Annotated in this window: 30 protein-coding genes and 1 tRNA gene; 17 read left to right on the top strand and 14 right to left on the bottom strand. The window is 67.8% G+C overall.

Annotation, left to right across the window (positions count from 1 at the left end):
* The first annotated feature begins 27 nt into the window (after positions 1–27).
* The 3 genes from C458_RS03980 (at position 28) to C458_RS03970 (ending at position 1,424) form a co-directional block, all read left to right on the top strand.
* Positions 28–348, top strand: a complete 321-nt coding sequence (locus C458_RS03980) for a hypothetical protein (RefSeq protein WP_004044006.1) — start codon at positions 28–30, stop codon at positions 346–348.
* Between the two features lie 30 nt (positions 349–378).
* On the top strand, positions 379–855 hold the full coding sequence (locus C458_RS03975; RefSeq protein ID WP_008573445.1) for a universal stress protein: 477 nt from the start codon (positions 379–381) through the stop codon (positions 853–855).
* Between the two features lie 128 nt (positions 856–983).
* A complete protein-coding gene (locus C458_RS03970) occupies positions 984–1,424 on the top strand; it encodes a pyridoxamine 5'-phosphate oxidase family protein (protein WP_004044008.1) in 441 nt (146 codons plus the stop codon).
* Between the two features lie 47 nt (positions 1,425–1,471).
* On the opposite strand, the gene yqeC is transcribed toward C458_RS03970, so the two are convergent.
* Both yqeC and fdhF read right to left on the bottom strand, forming a co-directional pair.
* Positions 1,472–2,236, bottom strand: a complete 765-nt coding sequence (yqeC, locus tag C458_RS03965) for a selenium cofactor biosynthesis protein YqeC (RefSeq protein WP_008573442.1) — start codon at positions 2,234–2,236, stop codon at positions 1,472–1,474.
* Positions 2,229–4,271, bottom strand: coding sequence for a formate dehydrogenase subunit alpha (gene fdhF, locus C458_RS03960; RefSeq protein WP_008573440.1), 2,043 nt, complete (start codon positions 4,269–4,271; stop codon positions 2,229–2,231). The genes yqeC and fdhF overlap by 8 nt, the downstream gene beginning before the upstream one ends.
* A 95-nt stretch (positions 4,272–4,366) precedes the next feature.
* Between fdhF and C458_RS03955 the strand changes: the two genes are divergently transcribed.
* The gene (locus C458_RS03955; RefSeq protein ID WP_008573438.1) at positions 4,367–7,144 is read left to right on the top strand and encodes a cation-transporting P-type ATPase; all 2,778 of its coding nucleotides are present in this window, start codon (positions 4,367–4,369) and stop codon (positions 7,142–7,144) included.
* Here the strand turns inward: C458_RS03955 and C458_RS03950 are convergent.
* The gene (locus tag C458_RS03950) at positions 7,119–7,835 is read right to left on the bottom strand and encodes a TVP38/TMEM64 family protein (protein WP_008573437.1); all 717 of its coding nucleotides are present in this window, start codon (positions 7,833–7,835) and stop codon (positions 7,119–7,121) included. The two genes, C458_RS03955 and C458_RS03950, sit on opposite strands and share 26 nt — an antisense overlap.
* 78 nt (positions 7,836–7,913) lie before the next feature.
* Here C458_RS03950 and C458_RS03945 point away from each other — a divergent pair, with 78 nt between their 5' ends.
* A complete protein-coding gene (locus C458_RS03945; RefSeq protein ID WP_008573435.1) occupies positions 7,914–8,354 on the top strand; it encodes a universal stress protein in 441 nt (146 codons plus the stop codon).
* A gap of 73 nt (positions 8,355–8,427) precedes the next feature.
* On the opposite strand, the gene C458_RS03940 is transcribed toward C458_RS03945, so the two are convergent.
* Positions 8,428–8,856 (bottom strand): universal stress protein, encoded by a 429-nt coding sequence (locus tag C458_RS03940; protein WP_049897042.1) that lies wholly within the window; start codon positions 8,854–8,856, stop codon positions 8,428–8,430.
* A gap of 241 nt (positions 8,857–9,097) precedes the next feature.
* Here C458_RS03940 and C458_RS03935 point away from each other — a divergent pair, with 241 nt between their 5' ends.
* The 3 genes from C458_RS03935 to C458_RS03925 all read left to right on the top strand — a co-directional run bounded on the left by C458_RS03935 (position 9,098) and on the right by C458_RS03925 (position 10,828).
* Positions 9,098–9,562 carry an HTH domain-containing protein gene (locus C458_RS03935; protein ID WP_049897043.1) on the top strand — a complete coding sequence of 155 codons (465 nt, stop codon included), beginning with the start codon at positions 9,098–9,100 and terminating at the stop codon, positions 9,560–9,562.
* A 114-nt stretch (positions 9,563–9,676) separates the two neighbouring features.
* Positions 9,677–10,663 (top strand): class I SAM-dependent methyltransferase family protein, encoded by a 987-nt coding sequence (locus C458_RS03930; protein ID WP_008573430.1) that lies wholly within the window; start codon positions 9,677–9,679, stop codon positions 10,661–10,663.
* A 92-nt stretch (positions 10,664–10,755) separates the two neighbouring features.
* Positions 10,756–10,828, top strand: a tRNA-Thr gene (locus tag C458_RS03925).
* Between the two features lie 225 nt (positions 10,829–11,053).
* Here the strand turns inward: C458_RS03925 and C458_RS03920 are convergent.
* Together C458_RS03920 and C458_RS03915 are read right to left on the bottom strand one after the other, a co-directional pair.
* Positions 11,054–13,231: an amino acid permease gene (locus C458_RS03920; protein WP_008573428.1), complete on the bottom strand. Its 2,178-nt coding sequence runs from the start codon at positions 13,229–13,231 to the stop codon at positions 11,054–11,056.
* Positions 13,228–13,650 (bottom strand): NAD(P)-binding protein, encoded by a 423-nt coding sequence (locus tag C458_RS03915; protein ID WP_008573426.1) that lies wholly within the window; start codon positions 13,648–13,650, stop codon positions 13,228–13,230. Before C458_RS03915 ends, C458_RS03920 begins: the two co-directional genes overlap by 4 nt.
* Before the next feature lie 236 nt (positions 13,651–13,886).
* Between C458_RS03915 and C458_RS03910 the strand changes: the two genes are divergently transcribed.
* A complete protein-coding gene (locus C458_RS03910; protein ID WP_008573424.1) occupies positions 13,887–14,366 on the top strand; it encodes an Lrp/AsnC family transcriptional regulator in 480 nt (159 codons plus the stop codon).
* Positions 14,367–14,420: 54 nt separating this feature from the next.
* Here the strand turns inward: C458_RS03910 and C458_RS03905 are convergent, their stop codons facing one another.
* From C458_RS03905 to C458_RS03895, 3 genes are all read right to left on the bottom strand, one after another.
* Positions 14,421–14,855: a Rieske 2Fe-2S domain-containing protein gene (locus C458_RS03905; RefSeq protein WP_008573422.1), complete on the bottom strand. Its 435-nt coding sequence runs from the start codon at positions 14,853–14,855 to the stop codon at positions 14,421–14,423.
* A 312-nt stretch (positions 14,856–15,167) separates the two neighbouring features.
* A complete protein-coding gene (locus C458_RS03900) occupies positions 15,168–15,377 on the bottom strand; it encodes a hypothetical protein (RefSeq protein ID WP_008573421.1) in 210 nt (69 codons plus the stop codon).
* A gap of 87 nt (positions 15,378–15,464) precedes the next feature.
* Positions 15,465–16,040, bottom strand: coding sequence for a DoxX family protein (locus C458_RS03895; RefSeq protein ID WP_049896120.1), 576 nt, complete (start codon positions 16,038–16,040; stop codon positions 15,465–15,467).
* A gap of 117 nt (positions 16,041–16,157) precedes the next feature.
* Between C458_RS03895 and dph5 the strand changes: the two genes are divergently transcribed.
* Positions 16,158–16,967: a diphthine synthase gene (gene dph5, locus C458_RS03890; protein ID WP_008573417.1), complete on the top strand. Its 810-nt coding sequence runs from the start codon at positions 16,158–16,160 to the stop codon at positions 16,965–16,967.
* 20 nt (positions 16,968–16,987) lie between these two features.
* On the opposite strand, the gene artA is transcribed toward dph5, so the two are convergent.
* Together artA and C458_RS03880 are read right to left on the bottom strand one after the other, a co-directional pair.
* Entirely contained in the window at positions 16,988–17,899 is a 912-nt protein-coding gene (gene artA / locus C458_RS03885; protein ID WP_008573416.1) for an archaeosortase A, read from the bottom strand.
* A gap of 151 nt (positions 17,900–18,050) precedes the next feature.
* Positions 18,051–18,830: a VOC family protein gene (locus C458_RS03880; RefSeq protein WP_008573414.1), complete on the bottom strand. Its 780-nt coding sequence runs from the start codon at positions 18,828–18,830 to the stop codon at positions 18,051–18,053.
* 135 nt (positions 18,831–18,965) lie between these two features.
* On the opposite strand from C458_RS03880, the gene C458_RS03875 reads away from it, so the two are divergent.
* Complete coding sequence (locus C458_RS03875) at positions 18,966–20,408, top strand: MATE family efflux transporter (RefSeq protein ID WP_008573412.1); 1,443 nt, start codon at positions 18,966–18,968, stop codon at positions 20,406–20,408.
* Between the two features lie 43 nt (positions 20,409–20,451).
* On the opposite strand, the gene C458_RS03870 is transcribed toward C458_RS03875, so the two are convergent.
* Entirely contained in the window at positions 20,452–20,943 is a 492-nt protein-coding gene (locus tag C458_RS03870) for a TIGR04206 family protein (RefSeq protein ID WP_008573411.1), read from the bottom strand.
* Positions 20,940–22,049, bottom strand: coding sequence for a GTP-binding protein (locus tag C458_RS03865; RefSeq protein ID WP_008573409.1), 1,110 nt, complete (start codon positions 22,047–22,049; stop codon positions 20,940–20,942). Before C458_RS03865 ends, C458_RS03870 begins: the two co-directional genes overlap by 4 nt.
* A 188-nt stretch (positions 22,050–22,237) precedes the next feature.
* Here C458_RS03865 and C458_RS03860 point away from each other — a divergent pair, with 188 nt between their 5' ends.
* The 6 genes from C458_RS03860 (at position 22,238) to C458_RS03835 (ending at position 26,291) form a co-directional block, all read left to right on the top strand.
* Positions 22,238–22,441 (top strand): hypothetical protein, encoded by a 204-nt coding sequence (locus C458_RS03860; RefSeq protein WP_004044029.1) that lies wholly within the window; start codon positions 22,238–22,240, stop codon positions 22,439–22,441.
* A gap of 45 nt (positions 22,442–22,486) precedes the next feature.
* A complete protein-coding gene (locus C458_RS03855) occupies positions 22,487–22,852 on the top strand; it encodes a hypothetical protein (protein WP_008573405.1) in 366 nt (121 codons plus the stop codon).
* Positions 22,853–22,943: 91 nt separating this feature from the next.
* Positions 22,944–23,303 (top strand): DUF6684 family protein, encoded by a 360-nt coding sequence (locus C458_RS03850; RefSeq protein WP_008573403.1) that lies wholly within the window; start codon positions 22,944–22,946, stop codon positions 23,301–23,303.
* A gap of 98 nt (positions 23,304–23,401) precedes the next feature.
* Complete coding sequence (locus tag C458_RS03845) at positions 23,402–25,165, top strand: cbb3-type cytochrome c oxidase subunit I (RefSeq protein WP_008573400.1); 1,764 nt, start codon at positions 23,402–23,404, stop codon at positions 25,163–25,165.
* Positions 25,166–25,577: 412 nt separating this feature from the next.
* Positions 25,578–25,832, top strand: coding sequence for a hypothetical protein (locus tag C458_RS03840; RefSeq protein WP_008573398.1), 255 nt, complete (start codon positions 25,578–25,580; stop codon positions 25,830–25,832).
* A gap of 54 nt (positions 25,833–25,886) precedes the next feature.
* A complete protein-coding gene (locus C458_RS03835) occupies positions 25,887–26,291 on the top strand; it encodes a universal stress protein (protein ID WP_008573395.1) in 405 nt (134 codons plus the stop codon).
* On the opposite strand, the gene C458_RS03830 is transcribed toward C458_RS03835, so the two are convergent.
* Positions 26,288–26,968 carry a co-chaperone YbbN gene (locus C458_RS03830; RefSeq protein ID WP_008573393.1) on the bottom strand — a complete coding sequence of 227 codons (681 nt, stop codon included), beginning with the start codon at positions 26,966–26,968 and terminating at the stop codon, positions 26,288–26,290. The two genes, C458_RS03835 and C458_RS03830, sit on opposite strands and share 4 nt — an antisense overlap.
* Between the last annotated feature and the right edge of the window lie 2 nt (positions 26,969–26,970).

Raw genomic sequence — 26,970 nt, 5'->3', positions numbered from 1 at the left:
AGTCGCTCCGTCTCGTCGGGAACGATAATGACAGACGACCCCTTCTCGCTCGCCGTTCCGGAGGGGTGGACCGTCGAGACCGACGTGGACACCGACGAGGCGAGCGCTAAGACCGTCTACGAGTCGCCCGACTCGGACCGGCGCGTCACCATCACCGAGTTCGCGCGCGGGCTGACGCTCTACTGGTGGGTCGACATCTTCGCCTTCGCTGACGGCGAGTGGCACCGCCGCGAGGTCGGCCTCGGTGACTCCTACCGCGACGTGGACGCCGTGAGCGACGCCGCACAGGACGCCCTCGACCGGCTCGCGTCGTCGGGCGAGCGAATCGAATCGGTAGCCGACGACTGATTTATCACGGTCGCTACGCGACCGGCATACATGTACCTCGTCGCCTACGACGGCTCTCGGCTGGCGAACGCCGCGCTCGACAGGGCCGCGCAGTTCGCGTCGGCCACCGGCGACGACGTGCTCGCGGTCGCCGTCGTCCCCGACGATTCGGCGTACGCCGTCGAGGCGGGGTGGGTCCCGTCGCGGGAGGTGTTCGACCGGCAGACGGTCGTCGGAGAACTCCACGAGACCGCGGTCGACATCGCACCGTCGGCTTCGTTTCAGGCGGTCACGGTCGGTCGGGACCCCGCGCCCGGGAACATCGTCGCGGAGCTCAGGACGGTCGCGTCCGAGACGGACGCGAGCGTCATCTTCGTCGGGAGCGAGAACGCGGGTCGCGTCGTCGTCCCGCTCGTCAGCGTCGGCGGGAACGTCGCGAGCGACGACGACCACGACGTGCACATCGTCCGTCACGCACCCCCGGAGATTCACCGGCGGTTCCCCAAATCGCACTTCTACCTTCCCTGAGCGTCGACCCGACGCCCGCGGCTCGACGCCCGTGGCCCGACACTCGCGCCTCGACGCCTGTGGCCCGACGCCCGGACCCCGACGCCGTCGCACCACCGTTTCATGTGTCGCGGCCGCGAACGTCACGTATGCGAGATATCAGATTCGTCTACACCGTCGGCACCGACCCCGAAACGGTCGCTGAACGCCTGTCGAACGCCTCGTCGGGCGTGCTGTCGCTGGCCGACGGCGGCCGCTCGTATGCGATTCCCGCGCACGTCTCCTACGACGCCGACGGCGGTCGACTCCTGTTCCGACTGACCGACGACGGCGAAAGCGAGAAGTTCGCGTTCATCGAGGAGACGGAGGAGGCGACGTTCGTCTGCTACGAGGACGCCGGCAAAGACTCGTGGAGCATCATGGCCCGCGGGTCGATTCGCGTCCTCCCGGACGACGAGCGCCCCGACGCGGCGACCATAAACGACCTGTTCGGCGGCGTCCGCGTGTTCGACGAGGAAGTCGACGACCTCGAATTCCACCTCGTCGAACTCGAACTCGACGAGTTGACGGGCCGCGAAACGGCCAGGTGAGCCGTGCGGGCGTCGGGATTCCGGGCTCGGAGGCGGTCGGCCGTCGGTCAGTAGAACCCGACGACCGGCTCATCGGCCGCGAGCGAGGTCGCAACCACGCGGTCGACGCGGGGGTGCTCACCGAGCCAACCGGCGATTTCCGCGGCCGTCTCGGCCAGTCGCTCGTCGTCAACCATGTTGAGTACCGGGACGACCCGCGCCGTCTCGGGTACGCCTTTCATCCCGCCGCGGTCGTTCGACAGCACGGCGGCCACGTCCCACTCGGATATCGCGTCGCTGACCGCCGTCCCCGACACGTCGGAGACGAGTTCCGGCCGGTGGACGCGCTCGTCGGAGAGCGGCTCCCCGACGACCCGGACGCTGGCGACCGGGCAGACGAGGTCCGCGGTGTCCGGGAGTTGCGGTTCGTTCTCGCCGGGGGCTTTCAGCCAGCGCGAGCGCGCGCCGTCGGCCTTGACCAGCACCACGTCGTCGGTGGCGCGGGCGATTCCGTCCACCGTCGCCGGGTCGTAGCCGCGGTAGCGGTCGGAGCGCTCGCGCTCCGGCACGACGCCGAGCGGGCGGGGCTGCGTCTCCGCGACGGCGGTCTCCGGGTCGTCGGTGACGACCACCTCGGCCACCTCGTCGTCGAAGATCGGGATGCGGACGGTGCTCGTGACCACGCCGTCGAGGTCGCGGGCGAGTCGGTAGAGAAGCGACTTCTTGCCGCCCGCGCCGACGGCGCAGACGAGGTCGTCCGGGCCGATACCGAGGGCGTCGGCGAGCGTCGGAGGCGAGGCACTCGGCGCGGGCGACGCCGACGGATCAGTCATCGGCCGCCACCTCCGGTTCGACCGTCACGCGGACGGCGCTGTGTTTGTACTCCGGTATCTTCGCGGTCGGGTCGAGCGCGTCGCCGGTCAGCCGGTTCACGAGCGGGTCGGCGTAGTGGAACGTGGCGAAGACGGTCCCGCGGCGGACGGCGGGCGTCACCTCGGCCGCGACCGTGACCGCCCCCCGGTCGTTTTCGACGCGGACGGTCGCACCGTCGTCGATACCGCGGGCGGCGGCGTCGTCGGGGTGAATCTGCAAGCTGTCCTCGCCGCGCATCCGCATCAGCACGCCCGACCGCCGGGTGAGCGCGCCGCTGTTGAACTGTTGGAGGACGCGCCCCGTCACGAGGACGAGTTCGCCGTCGGCGACGGGGTCCGCCGGGTCGACGTGGTCGACCACCCGGAACGGGGCGGTCTTCGACCCCGATGCGAACGCGTCGGCGTGGAGGATTGCGGTCCCCTCGGTCGCGCCCTCGGGGAACGGCCAGCGCTGGCTCCCAGTGCCGATGCCGTCGTACGACATCCCGGCGTAGATGGGCGCGACCCGCCGGAGTTCGTCGAAGACGCCCTCGGGGGTCGCGGGCGCGTCGAGGCCGGTCACGCGGGCGGCGAACTCCCGGAGGATATCGAGGTCGGCGCGGGCGTCCCCCGGCGGCGCGACGTTCCGGTGCATCCGGATGACCTGCCGGTCGGTGTTCGTCACCGTCCCCGACTTCTCGGCCCAGACGCTCCCGGGGAGCACCACGTCCGCGAATTCGACCGTCTCGGTCGGGAACACGTCGTGGACGACGCAGAAGTCGAGGGATTCGAACGCCTCACGGACGCGGTTCGCGTTCGGCTCGGTCACGGCGGGGTTCTCACCGAAGACGTAGGCCGCCCGCACCTCGTCGCCGAAGCGGTGGGTCGCTTCGACCTCGGTGAGCCCCGGCAGGGCGGGGGGTTCGAACCCCCACACGTCGGAAACGGCGGCGCGGGCGTCGTCGTCGGTGACGGGTCGATACCCCGGCAGGACGTTCGGGAGCGCACCCACGTCGCCCGCGCCCTGCACGTTGTTCTGTCCGCGGAGGGGGTTGACGCCGGTGCCCGCCTTCCCGACGTTGCCGGTCAAAAGCGGGAGGTTGATGAGCGCCTGCACGTTGTCGGTTCCGCAGTGGTGTTGGCTCATCCCCATCCCGGTGAAGACGGCCGCGCGGTCGGCCTCGCCGTAGGCGCTCGCGGCGGCTCTGAGGTCGTCGGGGGCGACGCCGGCGCGCTCGGCCTCCGCGTCGATGTCGAGGCCCGAGAGGGACTCGCGGAGCGCCTCGAACCCCGTGGTGCGCTCGGCGACGAACGCCTCGTCGACCAGTCCCTCCTCGACGACGACGGCGGCCATCGCGTTGAGAAGCGGGATGTCGAACCCCGGCTTCACCGGGAGGTGGACGTCCGCCGCCTTCGTCGTCTGGTTCGCCCGGGGGTCGACGTGAATCATCGTCGTCCCCGACTTGAGCGCCGGGAGCAGGTACGACCGGAAGATGACCGGGTGCTGTTCGGCGGGGTTCGCGCCGGTCACGAGGAACACGTCGGCCTCACCGAGGTCCGAAAGCGAGTTCGTCATCGCCCCCGCACCGAAGCGGTCGCCCATCGCCGCCACCGTCGAGGCGTGACAGAGCCGCGCGCAGTTGTCGACGTTGTTCGTCCCGAGCGCCCGCGCCGTCTTCTGGAGCAGGTAGTTCTCCTCGTTCGTGCAGTTCGACGACGAGAAGAAGAAAAGCGAGTCCGGGCCGTGGTTCGCGACGACGCGGGAGAACTCGCGTTCGACGCGGTCGAACGCCTCGTCCCACGTCGCCTCGACGAGCCGGCCGTTCACTCGCACCAGCGGGGTGGTCAGGCGCTCGTCGTGGTCGACCACGTCCCACGCCGCGGCCCCCTTGGGACAGAGTTCGCCCCGCGTGTTGACCGGGCCGTTCCACCCGACGGCGCTCCCGCGGTCGGCGTCGTAACGGATGCCGCAGCCGACGCCGCAGTACGGACAGACGCTCTCGCTCGATGCCGCCACCCGCTCAGACACGCTGACACACCACACACATGGTCGGACGTGCGACCCGAACGGTATTCATCGTACCGCCGACTGCGACGGGGTGAAAATCGCCGGTGGACATACGTCCGCTCGTGTCGTTCGGTCGAACCGTGCACGAGCAGGCAACCGCGCATCGGGAAGCCGAGGAAGCGAGCGGACGCGAGGACGTGCCGTGGCACGCACTCGAAGGCGAGGCGGCGCTGGAGCGACTCGAGGCGAGCCGAGACGGCCTCGACGACGACGACGCGGCCCGCCGACTCGACGAGGAGGGGCCGAACGAACTTGCGGACGAGGAGGGCGTCTCGCCGCTTTCGCTCCTCGTCTCGCAGTTCACCGGGCCGCTCATCCTCCTGCTTTTCGTCGCGGCCGGGCTCTCGCTGGCCGTCGGCCTCCTGCCCGGCCGCGACCCGGGCTACACCGACGCGGCGCTCATCCTGCTCATCCTGCTCGGAAACGGCCTGTTCGGCTTCGTGCAGGACTACCGCGCCGAACAGGCGCTCGCGGCGCTCCGGGAGATGGCGACGCCGGACGCGACGGTCCGTCGTGGGGGGTCGATTCGGGCGGTCCCCGCGACCGAGGTCGTGCCGGGCGACGTGGTCGTCCTCGAAGCGGGCGACGCCGTCCCCGCGGACGCCCGCATCCTCACCGCCGCCGACTGCCGCGCCGACGAGTCGACGCTGACCGGCGAGAGCGTCCCGGTGGACAAGGCGGCCGACCCGGTCGAATCCGACGCGGCGCTGGCCGACCGGAACAGCGTCCTCCACGCCGGAACCACCGTGGTCAGGGGTCGCGCCGAGGCCGTCGTCGTCGCCACCGCGATGGACACCGAACTCGGGGGCATCGCAGACCAACTCGGGCAGGCCCGCCAGCGCGAGACGCCGTTCGAAATCGAGGTCGACCGCCTCGGCCGCCGCATCGGCGTCGGCATCGTCGCGCTCATCCTGCTCATCGCGGCGGTCCAGCTGTTCCTCACCGCGACCGACCCGGTGGTCGTCCTCCTCGTCGCCGTCACGCTCGCCGTCGCGGCCGTCCCCGAGGGGCTGCCGGCGGTCGTCACCCTCACCCTCGCGCTCGGGTCGCGGACGCTCATGGAGCGCAACGCGCTCGTCCGCAACCTCGCGGTCGTCGAGAGCCTCGGCGCGGTGGACTACATCGTCACCGACAAGACGGGGACGCTGACCGAAAACCGCATGACCGTCACCCGGGCGTGGCTCCCCGACGACCGGACGGTCGAACTGGACGGCGGTTCGGGGTCGGTCTCGGACTCCAGCCCCGACCCGGACCCGGCGCTCGCGGCGCTGCTGTCCTGCGGTGCCCGCTGCAACGACACCAAGGAACTCGACGGCGGCGACCACCGCGGCGACCCCACCGAAGTCGCGCTCGTGACCGCCGCCGCCGACGCGGGCCTCGACGGCTCGCGCGACCCCGACGACCGACTTCGCGAGGTTCCCTTCACTTCCGAGCGAAAGCGCATGTCGGTCGTCGTAGACGACTTCGACGCCCCCGGCGACGGCCCCGTCGCGCTCGTGAAGGGCGCGCCCGAGGAAATCGTCGCGCGGTGCGACCGCGTCCTCGTCGACGGGGAAATCGAGCCGTTCACCGACGAGCGCCGCGGGCGCGTCGAGACGACCGTGGCCACCTTCGCTGACGACGCGCTCCGCGTGCTCGGGTTCGCCTACGCGCCCGCGGTCGACCCCGATGCCGACGACGAGACGCTCGAATCGGGGCTCGTCTTTCTCGGACTCCAGGGCATGACCGACCCGGCGCGCGAGGGCGTCGCCGAGGCGGTCACCGACTGCCGCGCCGCCGGCGTGCGGGTGACGATGGCGACCGGCGACACCCCGCGGACCGCCCGCGCCATCGCCCGCGAGGTCGGCATCGACGCCGACTCGGTCGTCACGGGCACCGAGGTGGCCGCCATGGACGACGCGGAACTCGGTCGGGTCGTCGAGGAGACGAACGTGTTCGCCCGCGTCGCGCCCGAGCACAAGGTCCGCATCCTCCGGGCGCTCCAGGACGCGGGCTACACGGTGGCGATGACCGGCGACGGCGTCAACGACGCGCCGGCGCTCGGCAACGCCGACGTGGGCATCGCCATGGGCGACCGCGGGACGCAGGTCGCACAGGGCGCGTCGGACGTGGTGCTCCGCGACGACAACTTCGTCACCATCCGCGACGCCATCGCGGAGGGGCGCGGCATCTTCGACAACATCCGCAAGTTCGTCAACTACCTGCTGTCGGCCAACGCCGGCGAGGTGTTCGTCGTCTTCCTCGGGACGCTCCTCGGCGCGGCGCTGTTCCCCGCGGTGTTCGCGTCCGAGTCGGCGCTCGTCATCACGCCCGTCGCGCTCCTGTGGCTCAATCTCGTCACCGACGGCTTCCCCGCGCTCGCGCTCGGCGCGGACCCCAAGTCGGACGACGTGATGCACAGGCCGCCGCGCCCCCGCGACGAGGGCGTCCTCGACCGCCGGACCGTCGCCTCGATTCTCGGCATCGGCGTCGCGCTCACCGCGACCGGGCTGGGCGTGTTCTTCTACGCGCTCTCTCGCTCCGGCGACCTCGTCGTCGCTCAGACGGTGCTGTTTACGTTTCTCGTCACCGCCGAGTTGGTCCGCACGCAGTCGGTTCGGCTCCGCTACCGGCTGTCGCCGCTGTCGAACCCGTGGCTCCTCGGCGCGGTCGGGCTGTCGCTCGCGCTCCATCTCGTCCTCCTCTACACGCCGGTCGCGGACCTGTTCGGCGTCGTCCCGCTCGGCCTCACGGAGTGGGGGTGGGTCGCGGGCGCGTTCGTCCCGTTCCTCGTCGCGAACGTCTGTCTGGTGTGGCTCAACGACCGGCTGTTCGCTCCGTGAACGACCCGAGCGCGCCCATGAGCCGGTCGCGGTAGAGGTAGCCGAGGACCGACGCGGCGAGCAACGCGCCGACGAAAATCGCGGTGAGTTCGGCGTTGCCGTCGGCGGCGGCCGCGCCCGCGAGATTCACGAGCAGGAAGCCGGGGAGCCGGCCCACCGCCGCGACGACGACGACCCTGCGAACCGGGATGTCAGTAAGGCCGGCGGCGAAGCAGATGGCGTCGTCGGGGAGGCCGGGGACGAGGAACACGAGAAAGAGGACGGCCAACCCGTGGGTCTCCATCGCGTCGTCGAACGTCGAAAGCGCGCCGGCGGTGACGACGCGCTCGACGTACGGCCGGCCGAGAAATCGCGCGAGCGAGACGGCGACCGCCGTGCCGAGGACGATGCCGACCATGCTGTAAACCGTCCCCCAGAGCGCGCCGAACAGGTAGCCGCTGGCGAAGCCGAGCGCCTGTCCGGGGATGGGCGCGACGAGCACCTGCGCGATTTGTACGCCGACGAACGCGAGCGGGGCGAGCGTCCCGAATCCGAGGAGCCACGCCCGCAGCGCCGTCGGATTGGCGAGAAACGGAAAGCGGTCGACGAGCGTCGTGCCGACGAGGGCGAGGAGGGCGACGACGACGACGGCGAGCGCGAGCGTCCGCCATCGGTCGCGCCGCGATTCGAAGAGGTCGGGGACGGATACCACGGATGCCCACTCGCACGCCGCGGTGAAAAGCCCGGCGCGGGAGCGTTTTTGTGCCGAGCCGTTGTACTATTAATCGTGATGAATTCGATTCTCGTCGCCGTCGACGGCTCCCCGCTGTCGAAGCGCGCGTTCGAACAGGCCCTCTCGCACGCCGACTCGACGGTCGTCGCGCTGCACGTCATCGACCCGACGGACCCGGGTTACAGCGCGCCGTCGAACGCGGACATCAGCACGGAACCGCTCCACGGCTCCGAGGAGTGGTACGAGCGGGCGCAGGAACTCGCGGACGGAATCTTCGAGGAACTCGCGGCGGTTGCCGACGGGAGCGAGGTGGAACTCAGGACCGAGACGCTCCGCGGCGACCCCGCGCGGACCATCGTCGACTTCGCTCGTCGGGAGAGCGTCGACGCCGTCTACCTCGGCGGCCACGGCCGCGCCGGCGAGACGGACCTGCTTTTCGGCAGCGTCGCCGAGTTGGTCGCCGGCCGCGCGCCGGTGAGCGTGATGGTCGTCCGCTGACGGGCGCACTCGAGTTGGCTTCGCGGTCGTCTCGCAGCCGTCTGTCGGCCCGAGCGACGCGCCTCACGTCCCGTCACTCGTCGTCGTCAGCCGGCGGCACGCACAGGACGGGCACGTCCGAGAGCCTGACGACTCGCTCCGCGACGCTCCCGAGCAGGTAGCGCTCCAGTCCGCTCGTCCCGTGGGTTCCCATCACCACGAGGTCGATGTCGCGCTCGTCGCCGTAGTCGATGATGGTCTCGTGGGGCAGGCCGACCCGAATCTCCGTCTCGACGGGCACGTCGCGGTCGGCCGCGCGGTCGGCAACGACACCGACCGCCGTCTCCCCGCGCGTCTGCGAATCGTCGTCGTCGACGGGCGCGTCCGCGTGGCCGGTCCGAACGTCGACGACGTAGAGAACGTGCAGGGCGGCCCCGTAGGTCGCCGCGAGGTCGACCGCGTACTCGGCCGCGCGGACCGCGTGGTCGCTGCCGTCGGTGGGGACGAGAATGTGGTCGAACATACCCGCACAGACGCGCGCCGAGCGAATAAAACCGAACCCGTCCGGACCCGGGGTGGCCGAGCCTTCCGCGTCGCACCCCGAACCGACCACACCCGTCGGTCGCGCTCGCTCGCGTTCCCGATTCCCGGCCACCGGGAAGGATGAGTCCGCCTTATCCCCGAATCGCGCGTACCCTTCACCGGGTGGTGTGAGTCCGCCTTATCCCCGAATCGCGCGTACCCTTCACCGGGTGGTGAGGAGCATGCAGACTGACGGTGAACGGAGGGTGGAACTGTGGATTCGTCCGATTCGGGACGGCCTCGGGGAGGAACACCAAGCGCTCGTCGTCCGACTCGAACGGCTCGCGGACGAGGGGGTCGTCGACGACGTGTGCGTCCGAACGTGGGGACGAGAGGTCGATGTGGAGTCCGACACCGCGCCGACGAAGCGCGACGCGGTCGTCCGCGAGCGACTCGCCGAGTGTCGCCACTGGGCGCGAAGGGAAGGGGTCGCGCTCCCGACGCTCGACGAGCGGGCGACGGTCGGGTCGGGACGGATGGGGCCCGAACACGACGCGGTCGTCCTCCCGCCGACGCTGGGAATCGTCTTCCGGAGCGACGAAATCGAGGTCGTCTACCCGCACGAGCGAGACGAGGGGCTCCGAACGCTCTCCGACTGGGTCGAGACCGCGGGGTCGTCTCTCGGGGTCGACCGCGACGAGGTGTAACCGGGGACCGGCCGTCAGTTCCCCGTCGGTTCCCCGTCGGACTCGCCGGACGATAGCCCCCGAGCGAGAGCAGCGAAGCGTCACGCTTACTCGGGACCGTGTAGTGGTCGAGGTATGAACGTCCCCTGCGTCCGCGTGCCCCGCGAGTCGGGCGAGGCGGCGCGCCGACGCCTCGCCGACGCCGGGTTGCTCGACCACGACCACGAGATTACCGTCGACGAGGGGACGCTCTACATCCCCGTCGTCGACGCCGACGCCGTCCCCGACGACTTGGCGGTCGTCGACTTCGAACCCCCGACCCGCGAAACGCAGACCACGCCCGCCGACCTGCTCGGCTTCGAACCCTCCTACGAGCGTCTCGGCGATGTCGTCATCCTCGACGAGGACGACCCCGACCGCGCCCGCGAAATCGCCGACGCCATCGTCGCCTCGGACCTCAAAGCCGAGACGGTCGTCAACCGCGCCTCGAAGGTCAAAGGCGAACTCCGCATCCGCGACTGGGACGTGCTCGTCGGCCACTCGACCGAGACGGTCCACCGCGAGTACGGCCACGAGTTCCGCCTCGATATCGACACCGTCTACTTCTCGCCCCGACTGGCCACCGAGCGCCACCGCGTCGTCGAGGCGGTCCGCGAGGGCGAGCACGTCTTCGATATGTTCGCCGGCGTCGGCCCGTTCGCCGTCCCGGCCGCCGCCGCGGGCGCGGAGGTCGTCGGCTGCGACCTCAACGAGGCGGCCGTCGCGTTCCTCCGGGAGAACGCCGCGCGGAACGACGTGGCCGACCGACTCACCGCGATTCACGGCGACGTTCGCGAGGTCGCCGCCGACTACGAGGGCTGGGCCGACCGGCTCATCATGAACCTCCCGCACAGCGCCGACGAGTTCCTCGACACCGCCGTCCGCCTCGCGGGCGACGACTGCGTGATTCACCTCTACGACATCCAACACGAGGACGACCCGTTCGGGCCGGGACTCGCCGCCGTGCGCGCCGCCGCCGAACCGGCCTACGAAGTCGAAGTCGTGAACGAGCACGTCGTCCGGTCGTACGCCCCCCACGAGTACAACGTCTGTCTCGACGTTCGCCTGACGAAGCGGGCGTGAGCGGGCTGGTGCCGACCGACAGACGCCGGGGTGATTCGCAAGTCTTAATTACGTAACCGGGGTACGGAAGAATGCGTTCGAAAGCCCACCGCGCCGGTGTAGCTCAGCTGGCAGAGCGATTCCTTCGTAAGGAATAGGCCGAGGGTTCAAATCCCTCCACCGGCTCTTTCTGTCGAACGAAGTGAGACTACGAGCCTCGCGTGAAGGGATTTGAAGCAGGGAGCAAATCTTCGATTTGCGACCGAGGTTCACAATCCCTCCGCCGGCTCTTTCAGCGAACTAACTCGTCGAGCATCCCGTGTGCGCGACCGCTCGCGAGCGAACGAATGTGAGCAACTGAGGGAGTTGGACGAGCCGAAGACGAGGTTACGCAAACCGGAGCGACGCCTGCTAGAACGTCAGCCGTTCGAGCAGCCGCTGTGCGAACGTCGGCTGTCGGGAGTCGTGCGGGTAGACGGTGATTGTCGTACACCGCGGGGGCGTGCCAGCCGGTCGGTCGGTGAACAGGGCGCTCCGAACGCCCCGTTCGGGACCGCGGCGAACCACTACGTCCGGGTCCTGCGACCAGCCGCCGTCGGCCCGCAGCGGCTCCGAGCGAACCGACACGGAGAGCAGTTCCGAGAGCTCGGCCTGGTACTCCCCGACCGTCCGTTTGTGCTGGTCGGTCATCTTCGGAGTGGCGGGCTGTCGGAGCAGCACGTCGCCCCCGCTGGCGGCGGCGACGGCTTCTGCGACCCCGACCGCTCGCGGCGGGTACGGTCCGCCGTCGCCGGCGAGGACGACCCGTTCCGGACTGTCGTAACCGAGGTTATCGACCAAGAGCACGTCGCAGGGCGCGTGGCGAACGACCCAGTCGATGGGGTCGCCGAACAGCCGCGAGCGGAGTCGGAGCGGCTCGTGTTCGGCCACGACGGCGTCGACCCCGCGGCCGCCCGCGAAGTTGACGACCGCGTGTTTCGTGTCGTGGCTCACGATTTCGTCGGCTTCGATGTCGACGCCCAGCTCCGCCGAGAGCGCCTCGATTCGCGCCTCGTACGAGATGTCAGTCGACGACTGCGCCGCGGCGTCTTCGGTGAGCGGGACTTGGTCGGGGACCTCCTCGAAGCGGACGACGACGACGCGGCCGTCGTCGGGGCGCACGAGGTCGGCGGCGACGGCGACGAGCGACCGTTCGCGTTCGTCGTCGAGGTCCTTCGTGAGCGCGACGAGGACCTCACGGGGGGTCTCGTGCATCGCTGACGCCGTTCGGGTGAGCGCGCTCTGTCCGACTTGCCGGCGAACGGCGTCCGTGACGACGCCTTCGCGGCTCACCCGCGACCGGGCGTACAGCACGTACCAGACGACGCTGCCGAGCGTGATGGCGACGGCCCCGAGCAGGGCGGTCGAGCCCATCTGCGTCAACAGGAGCGCCGCGGTGACGACACCGAACACCTGCACCCACGGGTACAGCGGCGAGGTGAACTCGGGCTCGTACTCCGCGTTCCCCTCGCGGAAGGCGACGACGGCCACGTTGATGAGGCCGAACACCAGAATCTGGAAGGCGCTCGCGAGCTTTGCGATATCGAGAATCGGGACGAACGCGATGAGCACCAACAGCACCGCGCCGGTGAGGGTAATCGAGGCGACGGGCGTTCCGAACCGCTCGCTCACGGCCGAGAACGACGGCGGCGCGAGCTTGTCCCGGCTCATGGCGAAGGGGTACCGCGACGAGGAGAGCACGCCCGCGTTGGCCGTCGAGACGAGCGCGAGGATGGCCGCGAGGATGACCACGACCACGCCGAACTGGCCGAGCGTCGACTCGGCGGCGACCGCCATCGGCGTGAGCGACCCGGCGACGCTTCCGGGGTCCGTCACGCCGACGAGCACCGCCACGATAGCGACGTACAGCACCGTGGTGAACGCGAGCGACCCGAGGATACCGAGCGGGATGTTCCGGCCGGGGTTCTCGACTTCCTCGGCGATGCTCGCGACCTTCGTCACACCGGCGTAGGAGACGAACACGAGGCCGGTCGCGGCGAGGAGCCCGCCGATACCGGCGTCGAAGAAGCCGGCGTAGTTGGCCTGCTCGACGCTGGGAGCGCTCCCGGCGGCGAACCAGCCGAGCGCGGCCAGCATGACGACGACGATGGCGACCTGCAAACGGCCCGTCTGCTTCGCGCCGACGACGTTGACGAGTATCAACACGGCTGCGAGTCCCAATGCGACGGGCTGGAGCGGGAGGTCGAACAGGAGAAGCAGATACGGGACGCCGCCGACGAGCGCGAGCGCGCCCTTGAACGACAGGGAGAACCACGTACCGACGCCGGCGATGGTTCCGAGCAACGGGCCCATCCCCCGCTCGATGTAGATGTACGTCCCGCCGGCTTTGGGCATGGCGGTCGCCATCTCGGACTTCGACAGGGCGGCGGGCACGACGAGCAGGCCCGCGAGGGCGTACGCGACGATTACCGCCGGTCCCGCGACTTCGAGCGCCAGCGCGGGCAGGATGAAGATACCGCTGCCGATCATCGCACCGATGCTGATGGCGAAGACGGACGGCAGTCCGAGGTCGCGCTCTAACTCCTTCATACGGCTCCCGCGAGCGTGCCCGACAGGACGGCGGTCGCACAGACCGGCTGGTGGCCGGCCTCGGCGAACAGCTCGAAGCGGTCCGGCGTGTTGACCAACACGACGACGTGCTCGACATCGAAGCGGGCGCGAACGAGCTGTGCGATGAGCAGGTTCCGGCTGTCCGACGCCGTGGCCACGACGACCGTCGACGCGGACGCGACATCGGCTTCCGACAGCGTTCGGACGTCCGCCGGGTCGCCGCGAACCCCGTCGGTGTCCGAACGGTCGTGAAACTCGTCGACCACGCGGACGGCGCGGCCGTCCGCTCGCAAGTGCCGGGCGACGGCGGAGCCGAGGTGCGCGCCACCCAAGACGTAGTACGTACGCTGTTCACAGTCCGTGAGTCGCTCGTCTGCGACGGAGTGATTCGGCGTCATGTGTGCTGAATGTGGTGGGCCGGAGTTGGCTCCGACCGTGCGTACATCCTCGTTGGTGACGGGAGTGCTTAAACTAGCGCATTATTTTGACGAGTCGTCAAAAGAAAATCCCTAAAATACATAATCCGTCATTATATTCTGGAGTCGTCGGTCAACTCGTCGGGGGTCGGCTGTCGAACACGGACACGACGTATGGAACAGACTCATAGTCGCACCGCGTCCAGAGTAGCCCACGCATGAAAGACGGCGAGTTAGACTCGATAGACAGGCGCATCCTCTACTATCTCCAGCAGGACGCCCGAGGAACGTCGTCCAGCGACATCGCGGAGCAGCTCGGTCTCTCGTCGAGCACCGTCAGAACGCGACTCAACAGACTCGAAGACACCGGCATCGTTCGCGGCTACCACGTCGACATCGACTACGACCTCGCGGGCTACCCGCTCTACACGAAGATAATCTGTACCGCGCCCGTCCCGGAGCGCTCCGCGTTGGCGAACCGGGCGCGCGACGTCCACGGCGTGACCGCGGTTCGAGAGATAATGACCGGCGAGCGGAACGTGTACGTCAACGCCATCGGGACGGACCACGACGACCTCAACCGCATCAGCGAGGAACTGGACGGGCTCGGCCTCGACATCGTCGACGAACAGCTCATCCGCGACGAGTTCGTCTGCCCGTATCACGGGTTCCTCGACGAGGACGGCGCTGACCAGTAGGCGACCAGTATCTCGCCGTTGGCGACGACGCGGCGGCGACCGGCCCCGGAGGACTCAGAACCCGATGTGCGACGTCGAACTCGGGATGTCGTCGTCCTCGTCGTCTTCGTCCTCGCGCGCCGCGCCCGCGGAGAGATAGGTGTACTCGTCGTCGGTCAGGAAGACGCCGCCGTCGGTGACCGCGATGTCCACGTCCGGCAGGCTGGTGCCCGCCGCCTCGCCGTTTTCGCACGCGCCGGAACAGGTGTCGAACATCGACCCGTGTTTCGGGCAGATAATCTCGCCGTCGCGCACCGCCGCACCGGTCCCCCGGTCGAACCGCTGATTCTCGTGGGTGCAGGTGTTCGGCCACGCTTCGATACCCGGCTCGTCGTCGCACCGAACGAGAATGAGTTCCGTCGGCCGCGAATACGCGTCCTCCGCGGTGAACAGGTACGACCCGTTTTCGGGGACCTCGTCTACGGCCGCGACTCGGGTTCCATCGACCATCGGCCACAGCTATCGACCGAGCGGAAAAGTAGCTATCGACGACGCCGCGACTGACCCCACATCGGGGGACGAACGCCGCATCGATGCCGCCGGTTACGCCGAGACAAAGCGGTCCCACACCGCCCGGCAGTCGTGACAGAGGAAGCCCGTGAACTCGTCTACCGCGTGTTTCCGGACCGTCGTGTCTCGTCCGCACCGTTCACACCACATACTCACTCGTTCGGGAGACTGTCGTATTGTTATGAAGCTCATAGTCGCTGACTCGACGCTCGCGCGATTCGGAGCGAGAGCCCGAACCGGCGAGCGACCGGCTCAGTCGTTCTCGTCGAGGTTCACGCCGCAGACGCCCGCCTCGTCGCCCATCGTCTCCACGCCGGGGGCGAACCGGCCCAACTCCCACGCGGGGTCGTGGCCGGTCTCGGCGCGGTGTTCTTCGATTCGGCGGCGCGCGTCAGCGAGCTTCGAAAAGCGCTCTTCGAGCCCGCACGTCGGACAAGCGACCGTCGCACGAGGGGTCGACATCACTCGAAGGGAACACGGCAGTCGAGATAGTCCCGTCGGATCAGTCCGCGGAGGACGGCGAAAAAAGCGGTCGCTTGCGCACGGCGGTCAGCCCATGACGAGGCTCATCCACCGGTTACGACGCACGAACTCCATGTTTTCGAGGTAGGCGTCGACACCGAGGATGCGGCCCGCGCCGAACGCGCCGAGACCGAACAACAGCACCGCGTAGACGATGTGGTCGTCGACGACCCAGCCGTGAGCCAGCGGCAGGCCGGCGAGGATGCCGCCTTCGAGCGCCGCCGCCCAGTAGAACAGCATCATGACCGCGCCCCAGAAGGCGCTGAAGCGAACGAACGCGCCGAGGATGAGCGCCAGTCCGGCCAGCGTCAACCCCCACATGTTCAGCATGTCGATGAGCGGGCTCCCCGCCATCGAACTCCACAGTCCCATGAGGGGGTTCCCCTCGGGAATCGCGTTGGCGAGGTAGCCCGCCGCGGTCCAGTTGTTCGAGGGGTCCGAATCCAAGTAGGTTACGAGCTTCGTGATGCCGCCTTGGAACAGCGTCCACCCCATCACCACTCTGAGCAGAAACAGCGAGTAGCCGACCCAGCGCTCCGAGTAGTCGAACCGCACCGCTCGTCCGAACAGTTCCGTCTCTAGTGTACGACTATCGGTTGACATACGGAGGAAATATTTTCCGGCAAACTACAATAGTGTGTTGGGTAATCTCACTCAATGGGTATCCGTCGTTCCGCCGAGGGTCACGCCGCTTATCACCGACGGCGACAGAACACGGACATGCTCACCTTCATCGGTCTCGGTCTGTACGACGAGCGCTCGGTCACCGTCGAAGGGCGGGAGGCGCTCGCTGACGCCGACCGCGCGTTCGCGGAGTTCTACACGAGCCACCTCGTCGGCGCGACCGTCGAGGAACTCGAAGCCTCCCACGATATCGACATCGAGGTCCGCGACCGCGCCGGCGTCGAACAGGACCCCGGACCGATACTCGACGCCGCGGAAGACGAACACGTCGCGTTCCTCACCGCCGGCGATACGATGATTTCGACCACGCACGTCGACCTGCGGCTCCGCGCCGAAGACCGCGGTATCGAGACGCGCCTCATCCACGGCGTGACCGCCCAGTCCGCGGCCAGCGGCCTGACGGGACTCCAGAACTACCGCTTCGGGAAGGCCGTCACGCTCCCGTTCCCGTACGTCCACGGCGGCGACCCGGTGCCGAAGAGCGTCGTCGACTCGCTCGAAGCGAACCGCGACCTCGGCTTGCACACGCTCGTCTACCTCGACATCAAAGTCGGCTGGGAGGGCCGCCGCGGCGTCGAAGTCGACGGCGACCAGTACATGACCGCCGACTACGCGGCGGAACTGTTCGCTGAACACTGGGACGCCGACGCCCTCGGTGTGGCCGTCTGCCGGGCCGGAAGTCCGGACCCCGTCGTCGCCGCGGACCGCCTCTCGGCGCTCGCGGAACGCGACTTCGGCGCCCCGCTCCACATGCTCGTCATCCCCGGCGAGGTCCACCACGTCGAAGCCGACGCGCTGTCGGCGCTCGGCGGTGCGCCCGAAGAACTGTTCGACGACGAAAACTGAACGTCACTCCGACGGCGTAATCAGTCGAGTCCTAACTCGTTTCTGAGGTCGTACTCGTCGCCGGTCACCATGTAGAGCACGTCCTCGATGACCGTGAGGAGTTCCGGAACCTCGTGGACGACGAGGTAGGTGACTCCCACGAGCGCGACGACCGCGAGCCCCTGGCTGATGATGCGGTCGGAGATGAAAAACGACACCATGTACGGGTCCGACGAGCCGAAGAGGAACAGAATCTCGTCGACGAACAAGTGGAAGTACTGCTTGCCGACCGAGATGGCGATGAACGTCGTCCGAAGCAGGTTCAGCGCGTAGATGATGGGGACGGCGATGGCGAGCCCGCGGAGTTTCCGGCCCATCGGCGCGTCGACGGCGGCGATGAGGCCGGCGAAGATGGCGATGCTCCCGAGGCCGGTGCAGGCGAGGACGACCGAGATTTCGAGTCGGTGCGAGCCCTGCATCCACAGGAACGTGTTCAGGTACCCCTGATCACCGACAATCATCTGCGGCGTGTAGCCGAGCGATTCGATGAGGAAACGCGTCTGCGCCGCGACGGTCTCCATGAGGACGCCGCGGGGCGCGGGGACGGTCGCCCCGAAGAGCGTAAACGCGGGAATCGTCTCGAACGGGAGGTAGACGACGCCCATGGCGGCGACGGCGCGCGAGAGGACGAACAGCGTGTCGCGGCCGTTGTAGAGGAGCCAGCCGGCGTAGAGCGACGCCGGGACGGCCGCGATGGTCAACAGCCCCTCGATGTAGCTCTTGTGGACGAGCGTGAAATGCGGAATGAGCTGAAGCCAGAAGAGCGCGAACAACACCCACGCTGCGGACATCACCCGCCGCCCGAGTTCGCGGTCTCGCCCGTTTGCGACCGCGCCGGCGACGAAGGTTCCGATGGCCACCCACGCGAGGACGTCGGAGAGGAGACCGGGCATACGTATTGGATGCGGTGGACCGATTAAATCCCTTGTCGTTCCGGACGCCGACTGCCGGTGCGAGCCGGCGGTCAGAATCCGCAGTGCCGCCGCTGTCTCGACAGTCGAGAGCGATGCGAAAACGAGACGCCGGCCTCAGCACCGAATCGGGTTACTCCGGCGACTCGAAGTCGGCCGGGATGACCTCGATTTCGTGGCCGTCGGGGTCCTTCGTGAACGCGAACATGTCGTCGCAGGACTCGGGGTCGCGGTAGTCTGCGGCCTCGCGTTCCATGAGCGTCTCCCAGTAGTCGTGGAGGTCGTCGGCGCTGACGGCGAGGTGGCCCCACGCGTCGCCCATCTCGTAGCTCCGGCCGTCGTAGTTGTAGGTGAGTTCGACGGCCATCGCCTCCTCGGCCGCGCCCTCGGGCTTCATGAAGTAGTTCGCGAAGGTGTCGGACTCCCAGCGACCGGTGTGTTCGTAGCCGAACTTGCGGGTCCAGAAGCCGAGCGCCTCGTCGGCGTCCTCGACGCGAATCATCGTGTGGTCGAGGCTCCACTTCGCGCCGTGGTCGCGCTTGACGATTTCGACCTCGTGTCCGTCGGGGTCCTTGACGAACGCGTAGCGACCGCCGCAGGACTCGGGGTCGCGGTAGTCCTCGACGCCCTCGTCCATCAGCTGCTGGTAGGAGGATTCGAGTTCGTCCTCGGGGACGCGGACCGCGATGTGACCCCAGGCGTCGCCCAGCTCGTAGGTGTTGTCGCCGTGGTTGTAGGTGAGTTCGAGAACCGCGCCCTCCTCGTGGAGGTCCTCGGGGCCGAGGTAGACGTTGGTGAACGTGTCGGCCTCCCAGCGACCCTTCTCCTCGTAGCCGAGATGGGTCGTGTACCAGTCGAGCGACTCCTCGAGGTCTTCGACGCGAATCATCACGTGGTCGAGGGTTCCGGACATACCCGAGTGATGTGTCGCGCCGGCGAAAAACGTACCGAACGCGGAAGCCACCGTCGATGGTTGCCACACGCCGTCTACGGGAGTTTTCGGCCCGTTACGAGATACATAAGTACCACCCGAAGTTACGATTCGGCAGTGTTCCCGGTCCCCAACCCCGTTCGCCTCCTCATCCTCGGCATCGGGCTCGCGCTCGCCCGTCTCGGTCTCCTCGACCGCGAGCGCGCCGTCCGCATCGCCGACCTCTCGTGGCCCCGCGTCGTCACCGGTCTCGCCCGGATGTCGAAGAACGCCGTCGACGTGGCGATGGTGGGTATCGCCTCGGGGACCGTCGCCATCACCGGCGTCGGGTTCGCCGGGCCGTACTGGGGGCTCGCCTTCGCACTCGGCGGCGGTATCGCCGGCGGAACCATCGCGCTCGTCTCCCAGCGGTTCGGTGCGGACGCGATGGACGAGCTGGGGCTCGCGGTGCGGTCGAGCGCGCTCTTGACCGTCGTCGCCACGCTCCCGGTCACGGCCGTCTTCTGGCTGTTCCCCACCGAACTCATCTCCGTGCTGAGCAGCGACCAAGGGGCCATCGAACTCGGCGCGGCGTACCTCCGAATCGTCGGCCTCGGCGTCCCCTTCGCCGGTCTGAACCTCATCGGCAGTCGCGTCCTCGTCGGCACCGACGACGCCTACACCGCGATGATTCTCCGCGCGAGCGGCGCGGTCATCAACATCGCACTCAACGCGGTGCTCATCTTCGGCCTCGACCTCGGCGTCGAGGGGGCGGCGCTCGGAACCGTCCTCTCGAACGTCGTCGTCACCGGCGCATTCGCGGTCGGTCTGTCGCGGGGGTCGCTCCCCGGCGTCGGCGCGTTCCCCGTCGTCGTCGACCCGTTCGGCCCCTTCCTCGACACCGAGACGGTACGCGACCTCGTCAAAATCGGCGTCCCCGTCATGGGTCGGAGCCTCGTCTGGACGGTCGCGGAGTTCCCGATGCTCGCCATCCTCGACAGCTTCGGACCCGACGTGGTCGCGGCGTTCGTCATCGCCCGCCGCATCTGGGGGCTCATGAACACCCCCGGCTGGGGCTTCGGGCTGGCGTCGTCGAGCCTCGTCGGGCAGGCGCTCGGCAAGGACGACGAAGGGACCGCCGAGGCCTACGGCAACGAGGTCATCCGGTTCGCCGTCGCCACGTACCTCGTCTCGGCGGCGCTCGTGGCGATATTCGCCCGCCCCATCGTCCTCGGGTTCGTCGACAACCCGGCGGACCCGGCGGTCCCCATCGCCATCGACCTCGTCTACGTCGCCTGTATCGCCGTCATCTTACAGGGCGTCTCCGGCGGCTCCGCGGGCCCGCTCGACGCCAGCGGCGACACCCGCTGGACGTTCGGCAGCCAGTTCGTCGGGATGTTCCTCGGGTCGATTCCGCTCACCTACATCGGCTCTATCACCTCGCTCGGGCTCACCGGGCTCTACTTGGCGTTCCTCGCCGAGACGACGATTCCGGCGGTGCTGAACTACTACCGGTTCAAAACCGGGACGTGGAAGGTAGTGAGTCGGGGCTACCGGCCGAAGACGGCCGCAGACGACTAAGCGAGAGGGCAGCGGACGCGTCGTTCGGTTTTGTGAGTCGAGCTCAGCGCGAGGAGCCGTCGGCGTCGCGCTCGCACGCACGCGACCAGTACAAGAACCCCGCCGCGGCCCACAGGAGAACGGTCCCGACCGGCCACGCGGTTCGACCGGGTTGGACCGAAAAGCCGCGGGCGACCTCCAACTGGGTCACGCCGGCGAGGGCGAGCCCGGCCGCGGTGAGCCGAACGTCCTCGCGGCCGAACAGGGCGCCCGAGAGCGCGCTCCCGAGCGCGACGAGGTAACAGGCGACGCCGACCGGCCAGACGAGGATGTAGTCCGGAAGTCCCATCGTAAAGCGCAGAAAGAAGTCGGTGATGGTCGTCACGCTCCCCGTCGCGGGGCCGACGAGGCCCCACGGGAACAGGAGCGTGTCGCTCCCGGCGGTGAACGTCTGGACGGACCACGGGACGAGACCGAGGACGAAGACGAGGAGTAGGTGGAGGCGGCGGCGCGCGGGCGACCGCGACGCCGACCGCGACGCCGAGTCGGTCGTCACCGCTGGGCGATGATGCGGAGCACGTCCTCGTCTTCGAGGACGTGGTCGCGGCCGACCTGCTGGTCGTCGTGTTTCGCGCTCGGGCCGGAGACGCGGGCGAACCGGAACCGCTCGTCGAGTTTGGCTCCGAGTTCGTGGATGGCGTCGTCAATGGTGTCGCCCTCGCGGAGGACGAGCGGCTCGTCGTAGTCGACGCCGCGGCCGGGTTTGTCCATGTAGATGCGGATGAGCCCGAGGGCGTCCCAGATTTCCTCTTTGAGCGCGTCGAGGCCCTTTTCGGCCTCGGCGCTGATGAACGTCACCTCGTCGGGGTCGAGCCCGACTTCGCGGAGGTTCTCCTCGACCGTCGGGAGGTAGTCCTTGTCGATGAGGTCGGCCTTGTTGACGGCGACGATAGACGGTAGGTACACCCGGTTTTTCATGATGCCGTCGACGAGTTCGTCGATGGTCGTCTCGCCGCGGAGCGTCACCTCGGCGTTGACGAAGCCGTGCTCGCGGAGGATGCCCTTGATGGTCTCCGCTTCGAGGTCGACGCTGTCGCTTTTGGTGACGTTGATGCCGCCTTTCCCCTTCTTGTTGATAGAGAGGTTCGGCGGCGACGTGTCGAGCCGAATCTTGTTGTTGTAGAGCTCTTCTTGTAGTCGCTCGTAGCGCTCGATTTCGAACACCGAGAGCATGAACACGACGAGGTCGGCGGTGCGGACGACAGAGAGGACCTCCTTGCCGCCGCCGCGACCGCCCGCGGCCCCTTCGATGAGGCCCGGCACGTCGAGTATCTGGATGTTCGCGCCCTTGTACTTCAGCATCCCCGGATTCACGTTGAGCGTCGTGAACTCGTACTCGCCGGTCTCGCTGTCGGCGTTAGTGAGCGCGTTGATGAGCGTCGATTTGCCGACGCTGGGGAAGCCGACGAGCGCGACCGTCGCGTCGCCGGTCTTCTCGACGGCGTACCCTTGGCCGCCGCCGGCCGAACTCTGGTTTTCGAGTTTCTCTTTCAGTTCCGCGAGTTTCGCCTTCAGCCGACCGATGTGCGCCTCGGTCGACTTGTTGTACGGCGTGTTAGATATCTCCTCGCGGATATCTTCGATCTCCTCCTCCAGTCCCATCGTCAACAGTTCCGCCGCGTCCGTCGAAAAACCCTTTCCTTCCGCGCGGCGGATTCCGCCGGGCCGACGCGTCGGATATCGTGGCGGTCGCGCGTACGCGGGAAAACAAGTATCGGCACGGTTATACACGACCCCTTCGACCATCGGCACGGTTATACACGACCCCTTCGACCGCCCGATGAACACCGATGCCCGACCCCCGGACGCTTCGCGACAGCACGCAAATCGTGCTCCCCTGCGACCTCTTGGAGAGCGTGCGCGACGACCTCGAAGCGGAGTTCGTCGTCTCCGTCCACCGAGCGGACGGAGAGACGTGCCGGATTATCGGAAGTCCGGTCGAGATTCGCGCAGTCAGCGACTTCCTCGCCCGGCAGGGTATCTCTCTCCGCTAGTCTCGGTTCCGAAGGGCTTGTTACCACACAGTCCAACGGACGCGTATGGACGAAGCGCCGGGACTCTCCGACCAGTACCGCACGGCCAGTCCGTGGCCCGTGTTCATCGCGCTCGGGATACCCATCTCCGAGTTGGGCCTGTTGTTCGGCCTGTTTTCACTCGCCGTCGGCGGGCTGCTCCTGTTCGGCGGGAGCGTCGTCGGCATCCTCAAGGAGTCCGGCTACGTCACCTCGACGATTCGCGCGGTCACCGCGCTCGCGGTCATCTTCTTCGCGTTCGGCGCGGGACTCGCGTTCACCGACATCGCCCTCGTGACCCGCGGCTACGCGGCCATCGCCGCCGCGATTCTGCTCGCGGTCGGCGGCGTCGTCTTCGAACTGTTCGTCCGCGAGCAGCGACAGACCTTCTGACCGGCACCGACGACCCCGCGGCCGTCCCCACGCGTCCCGACCGGACGAGAAACCAACAATCTATTTGAACGGCGTCCCCGACTGTCCCGATATGGCAACCAAGACGTTCGACAAGGACACCATCCTCGACCTCACGGTCAACATGGTTCCGCTGGCCATCATCCTGTTTTTCGTGGTGGCGTTCACCTTCGTCAATCCGTTTGGGTTCGAATCGCTCACCTCGGGGCTCCAGTACACGCTCCTCATCGCGCCGTTCGTGCTCCTCGCGGCGCTCACCTACCTCTCGGGGAAGGCCATCGCCGGCTCCGAGAAGGAAGGCACCGTCTACGCGCCGGGTCGGGCGACGGTTCCCGGTGCGAAGCCGCTTCACGAAGACGAGAGCGAGGGAGCGGCCGAACTCGAAGAATCGCCGGCTGACGACGCCGTCGAAGCCGCGGACGAGACGGCTTAAAGCACCTCGAATCGCAGGGCGGTCCCGAATCTTTCATTACCCTGCACTACTCAGGCACTTCCATGGAGGTTAACGGACAGTTAGCACTGACGGTGCTCATGGGGGTCTTCCTCATCGCCGTCGCCGCGTGGCTCGCGCGGGTCGAAGACTGGCGGTCGTACACTCCGCTCGCGGGCGGGGGGACGGTCGGTGGTACCGCAGAGCAGTACGTCTCGGAGGAGAAACCATCCGGGGTCATCCGTTGGTTGACGACGGTCGACCACAAGGACATCGGGATGCTCTACGGCGCATACGCGCTCGTCGCGTTCGCCGTGGGGGGTCTCATGGTCGTCCTGATGCGGATTGAACTGGCGGACCCGTCGATGACGCTCATCTCGAACACGTTCTACAACTCGTTGCTCACAAGCCACGGGATTACGATGCTGTTCCTGTTCGGGACGCCCATCATCGCCGCGTTCTCGAACTACTTTATCCCGCTTCTCATCGGCGCGGACGACATGGCGTTCCCGCGTATCAACGCCATCGCCTTCTGGCTCCTGCCGCCGGCGGCGCTGCTCATCTGGGCCGGGTTCTTCCCCATCCCGGACGTCATCCCGGCGCAGACCGCCTGGACGATGTACACGCCGCTTTCGGCCGGTGTCGGCTCCGGCAACCAGATGAACGCCGGCGTCGATCTGATGCTTCTCGGCCTGCACCTCTCGGGTGTCTCGGCCACGATGGGCGCGATTAACTTCATCGCGACCATCTTCACGGAGCGCGACGAGAAGGTGTCGTGGGCGAACCTCGACATCTTCTCGTGGACGATTCTCACCCAGTCCGGGCTCATCCTGTTCGCGTTCCCGCTTCTCGGCAGCGCCATCGCGATGCTGCTTCTCGACCGGAACTTCGACACGATGTTCTTCTCGGTCGACGGCGGCGCGATTCTGTGGCAGCACCTGTTTTGGTTCTTCGGCCACCCCGAAGTGTACATCCTCGTGTTGCCCCCGATGGGCATCGTGAGCCTCGTCCTCCCGCGCTTCGCGGGGCGTCGCCTCTTCGGGTTCAAGTTCGTCGTCTACTCCACGCTCGCCATCGGCGTCCTCTCGTTCGGCGTCTGGGCGCACCACATGTTCGCGACGGGTATCGACCCCCGGCTTCGCGCCTCGTTCATGGCCGTCTCGCTGGCCATCGCGATACCGAGCGCCGTGAAGACGTTCAACTGGATTACGACGATGTGGAACGGGAAGATTCGCCTCACGACGCCGATGCTGTTCTGTATCGGCTTCGTCTCGAACTTCATCATCGGCGGCGTGACGGGCGTCTTCCTCGCGTCGATTCCGGTTGACCTCGTGCTCCACGACACCTACTACGTCGTCGGGCACTTCCACTACATCGTCATGGGGGCCATCGCCTTCGCCGGCTTCGCCGGGCTCTACTACTGGTTCCCCATCTACACCGGCCGGATGTACCAGGTCACGCTCGGTAAGTGGCACTTCTGGCTCTCGATGGTCGGGACGAACCTGACGTTCTTCGCGATGATTCTGCTCGGCTACGGCGGTATGCCGCGTCGTTACGCGACCTACCTGCCGCAGTTCGCGACGCTCCATCAGGTCGCGACGGTCGGCGCGCTCATCCTGCTCGTCGGCCAGATGATATTCGTCTGGAACTTCGTCCAGTCGTGGCTCGAAGGCCGCAAGGTCGAAGACGGCGACCCGTGGGACCTTGCCGACGACGACCTCACCACCGCCGAGTGGACCTGGTTCGAGCGCAAACTGGAGACGGCCGTCACCGACGGCGGCGAAGACGAGACCGAACTCGCCACCGACGGCGGGCAGACGGTCGACGACGCGGACGCGGACGCGAACTCCGCTGACGACGCGTAATCGACGCCGCTCGCCGCGGTTCGGGTTATTTTTCGGACGCTGTTTTCGAGAGCGAGAGCGAACGCGCGTGACGACGCCGACTGTCCGTGCTCGCAGACGGATTGTCGCTCGATGCAGTCCGTATTCGAGCGCTCGCCAGCGCCGCCGCTCGCGGGCGACGGGAGTCACGACTGGAGAGAAGCGGCCGCTCTCGGCGGCGGCGACGCGGAAAAGCGGCGGGGGCTCAGACGACGAGGAGGATGCCCGTCGCGAACATCAGTATCGCGATGGCCCCGAGCACGAGTCCGAGGATATCGGTATCCGACATACTCCGACCTTAGCGCGTGCGGCAAAAGGTGCATCGGTACGCCGGGGCCGCCGACCCGACGAGCCGAACGGAAACCCTAACAGCGTCCGCTCCCGAACGTCGGCCGTGAGTTCGAACGTCGGCGGTCATCGCTTCGTCCTCGGGTTGTACGCCGCCCTCGTCGCCGTCGCCGGAGTCGCGGGCTACCTCACCGGAACGTTCGTCTCGGGTCTCAGCGCGCCCCGGTTTCTCTTCTTGGTGCCGTTTCCACCGACGCCAACCGGCTTCGCGGCCTACGGCGCGCTGACCATCGCGCTCGTCCTCGGCGTCCCGCTCGCGCTCGTCGTCTACGTCTCGGCCGGCCTCGACGACGCGGCCTAATTCAGCATTATCGTTCAGCACAAATACTAAGCCCGACGACCGGGACGTGATAGTATGTACCATGTGGTAATCGGTGTCGATGACGACGCGGAACACGCGCTCGCGTGCGTCGAAGAGGTCGCGAAACTCCCCGGCGAACCCGACGAGAAGGAGGTGACGCTCGTCCACAGTTTCACCGACAACCCGAGCGGGGCGTCGGCGACGCAGATTCACTCGGTCCGGGAGGCCGGCGAGTTCCTCGAAGACCGCGGTATCGAGTACGACGTCAACGAGTCGTCGGGCGACCCCGCGGAGGTCATCATCGAGTTCGCCGACGAGGAGGACGCGGACCTCATCGTCACCGCCGGGCGGAAGCGCTCGCCCGCGGGCAAGGCGCTGTTCGGGAGCGTCACGCAGACGGTGATTCTGAACTCCGACCGACCCGTCATGGTGACGGGGTCGACGAAGCGGAAAAGCTAGTACACCCGGTCGAGGACGGCCGCGACCTCAGCGGGGGTCTGGCGGCCGGACGCTCGTTCTCGCAGTTCGCCGTCACGAACGCACAGGAGCGTCGGCGCAGAGTCGACGTCGAACCGCCGACAGAACTCGTCGGCCGCCTCGCCGTCGACCCCCGCGGCCGCGACCCCGTCCGGGACGCGGTCGAGGACGGCGTCGAGGTCCGCTTTCATCGCGTCGCAGGGCTCACAGAAGCGTCGCCACACGAGGACGACGGCGTCCGGGTGCGCCGCGAGGTACGATTCGAAGGAGTCGTCGTCGAGTTCGTCGAGGGCGTCCGGCACCGGCGACGACGGGGTTATCTCGACGAGCAGGCCCGCCATGACCAGAAGGAGGTCCTGGCCGACCGGCGCGTCGAGGAACGACTTGGCCGCGAGATAGGCCACCACGTCGGCTCTGGTGACGCCGAACTCGTCGAGTCGCGCCTCGACGTTCTCGGGGGCGACGCCGAAGAGCTCAGAGACGGTCTGGTGGAACTCCTCGGTCGAGACCGCCCCGTAGATGTCGTGATAGACGGCGAGCGTCTTCTCGAACTCCGCCGTGGTCGAGAGCGTTCCGTCGGGCGCTTCGTCGACCGCGCCGGCGGCGATGAGCGTTTCGAGCGCGGTCTCGGGGTCGGCGTCGATATCGGTCGCAGCCATCG

The organism is Haloferax sp. ATCC BAA-644, from assembly GCF_000336975.1.
GTDB lineage: Archaea > Halobacteriota > Halobacteria > Halobacteriales > Haloferacaceae > Haloferax > Haloferax volcanii.
Note: the sequence above shows the minus strand (reverse complement) of the source record. Positions and strands in the feature narration are given on the sequence as shown.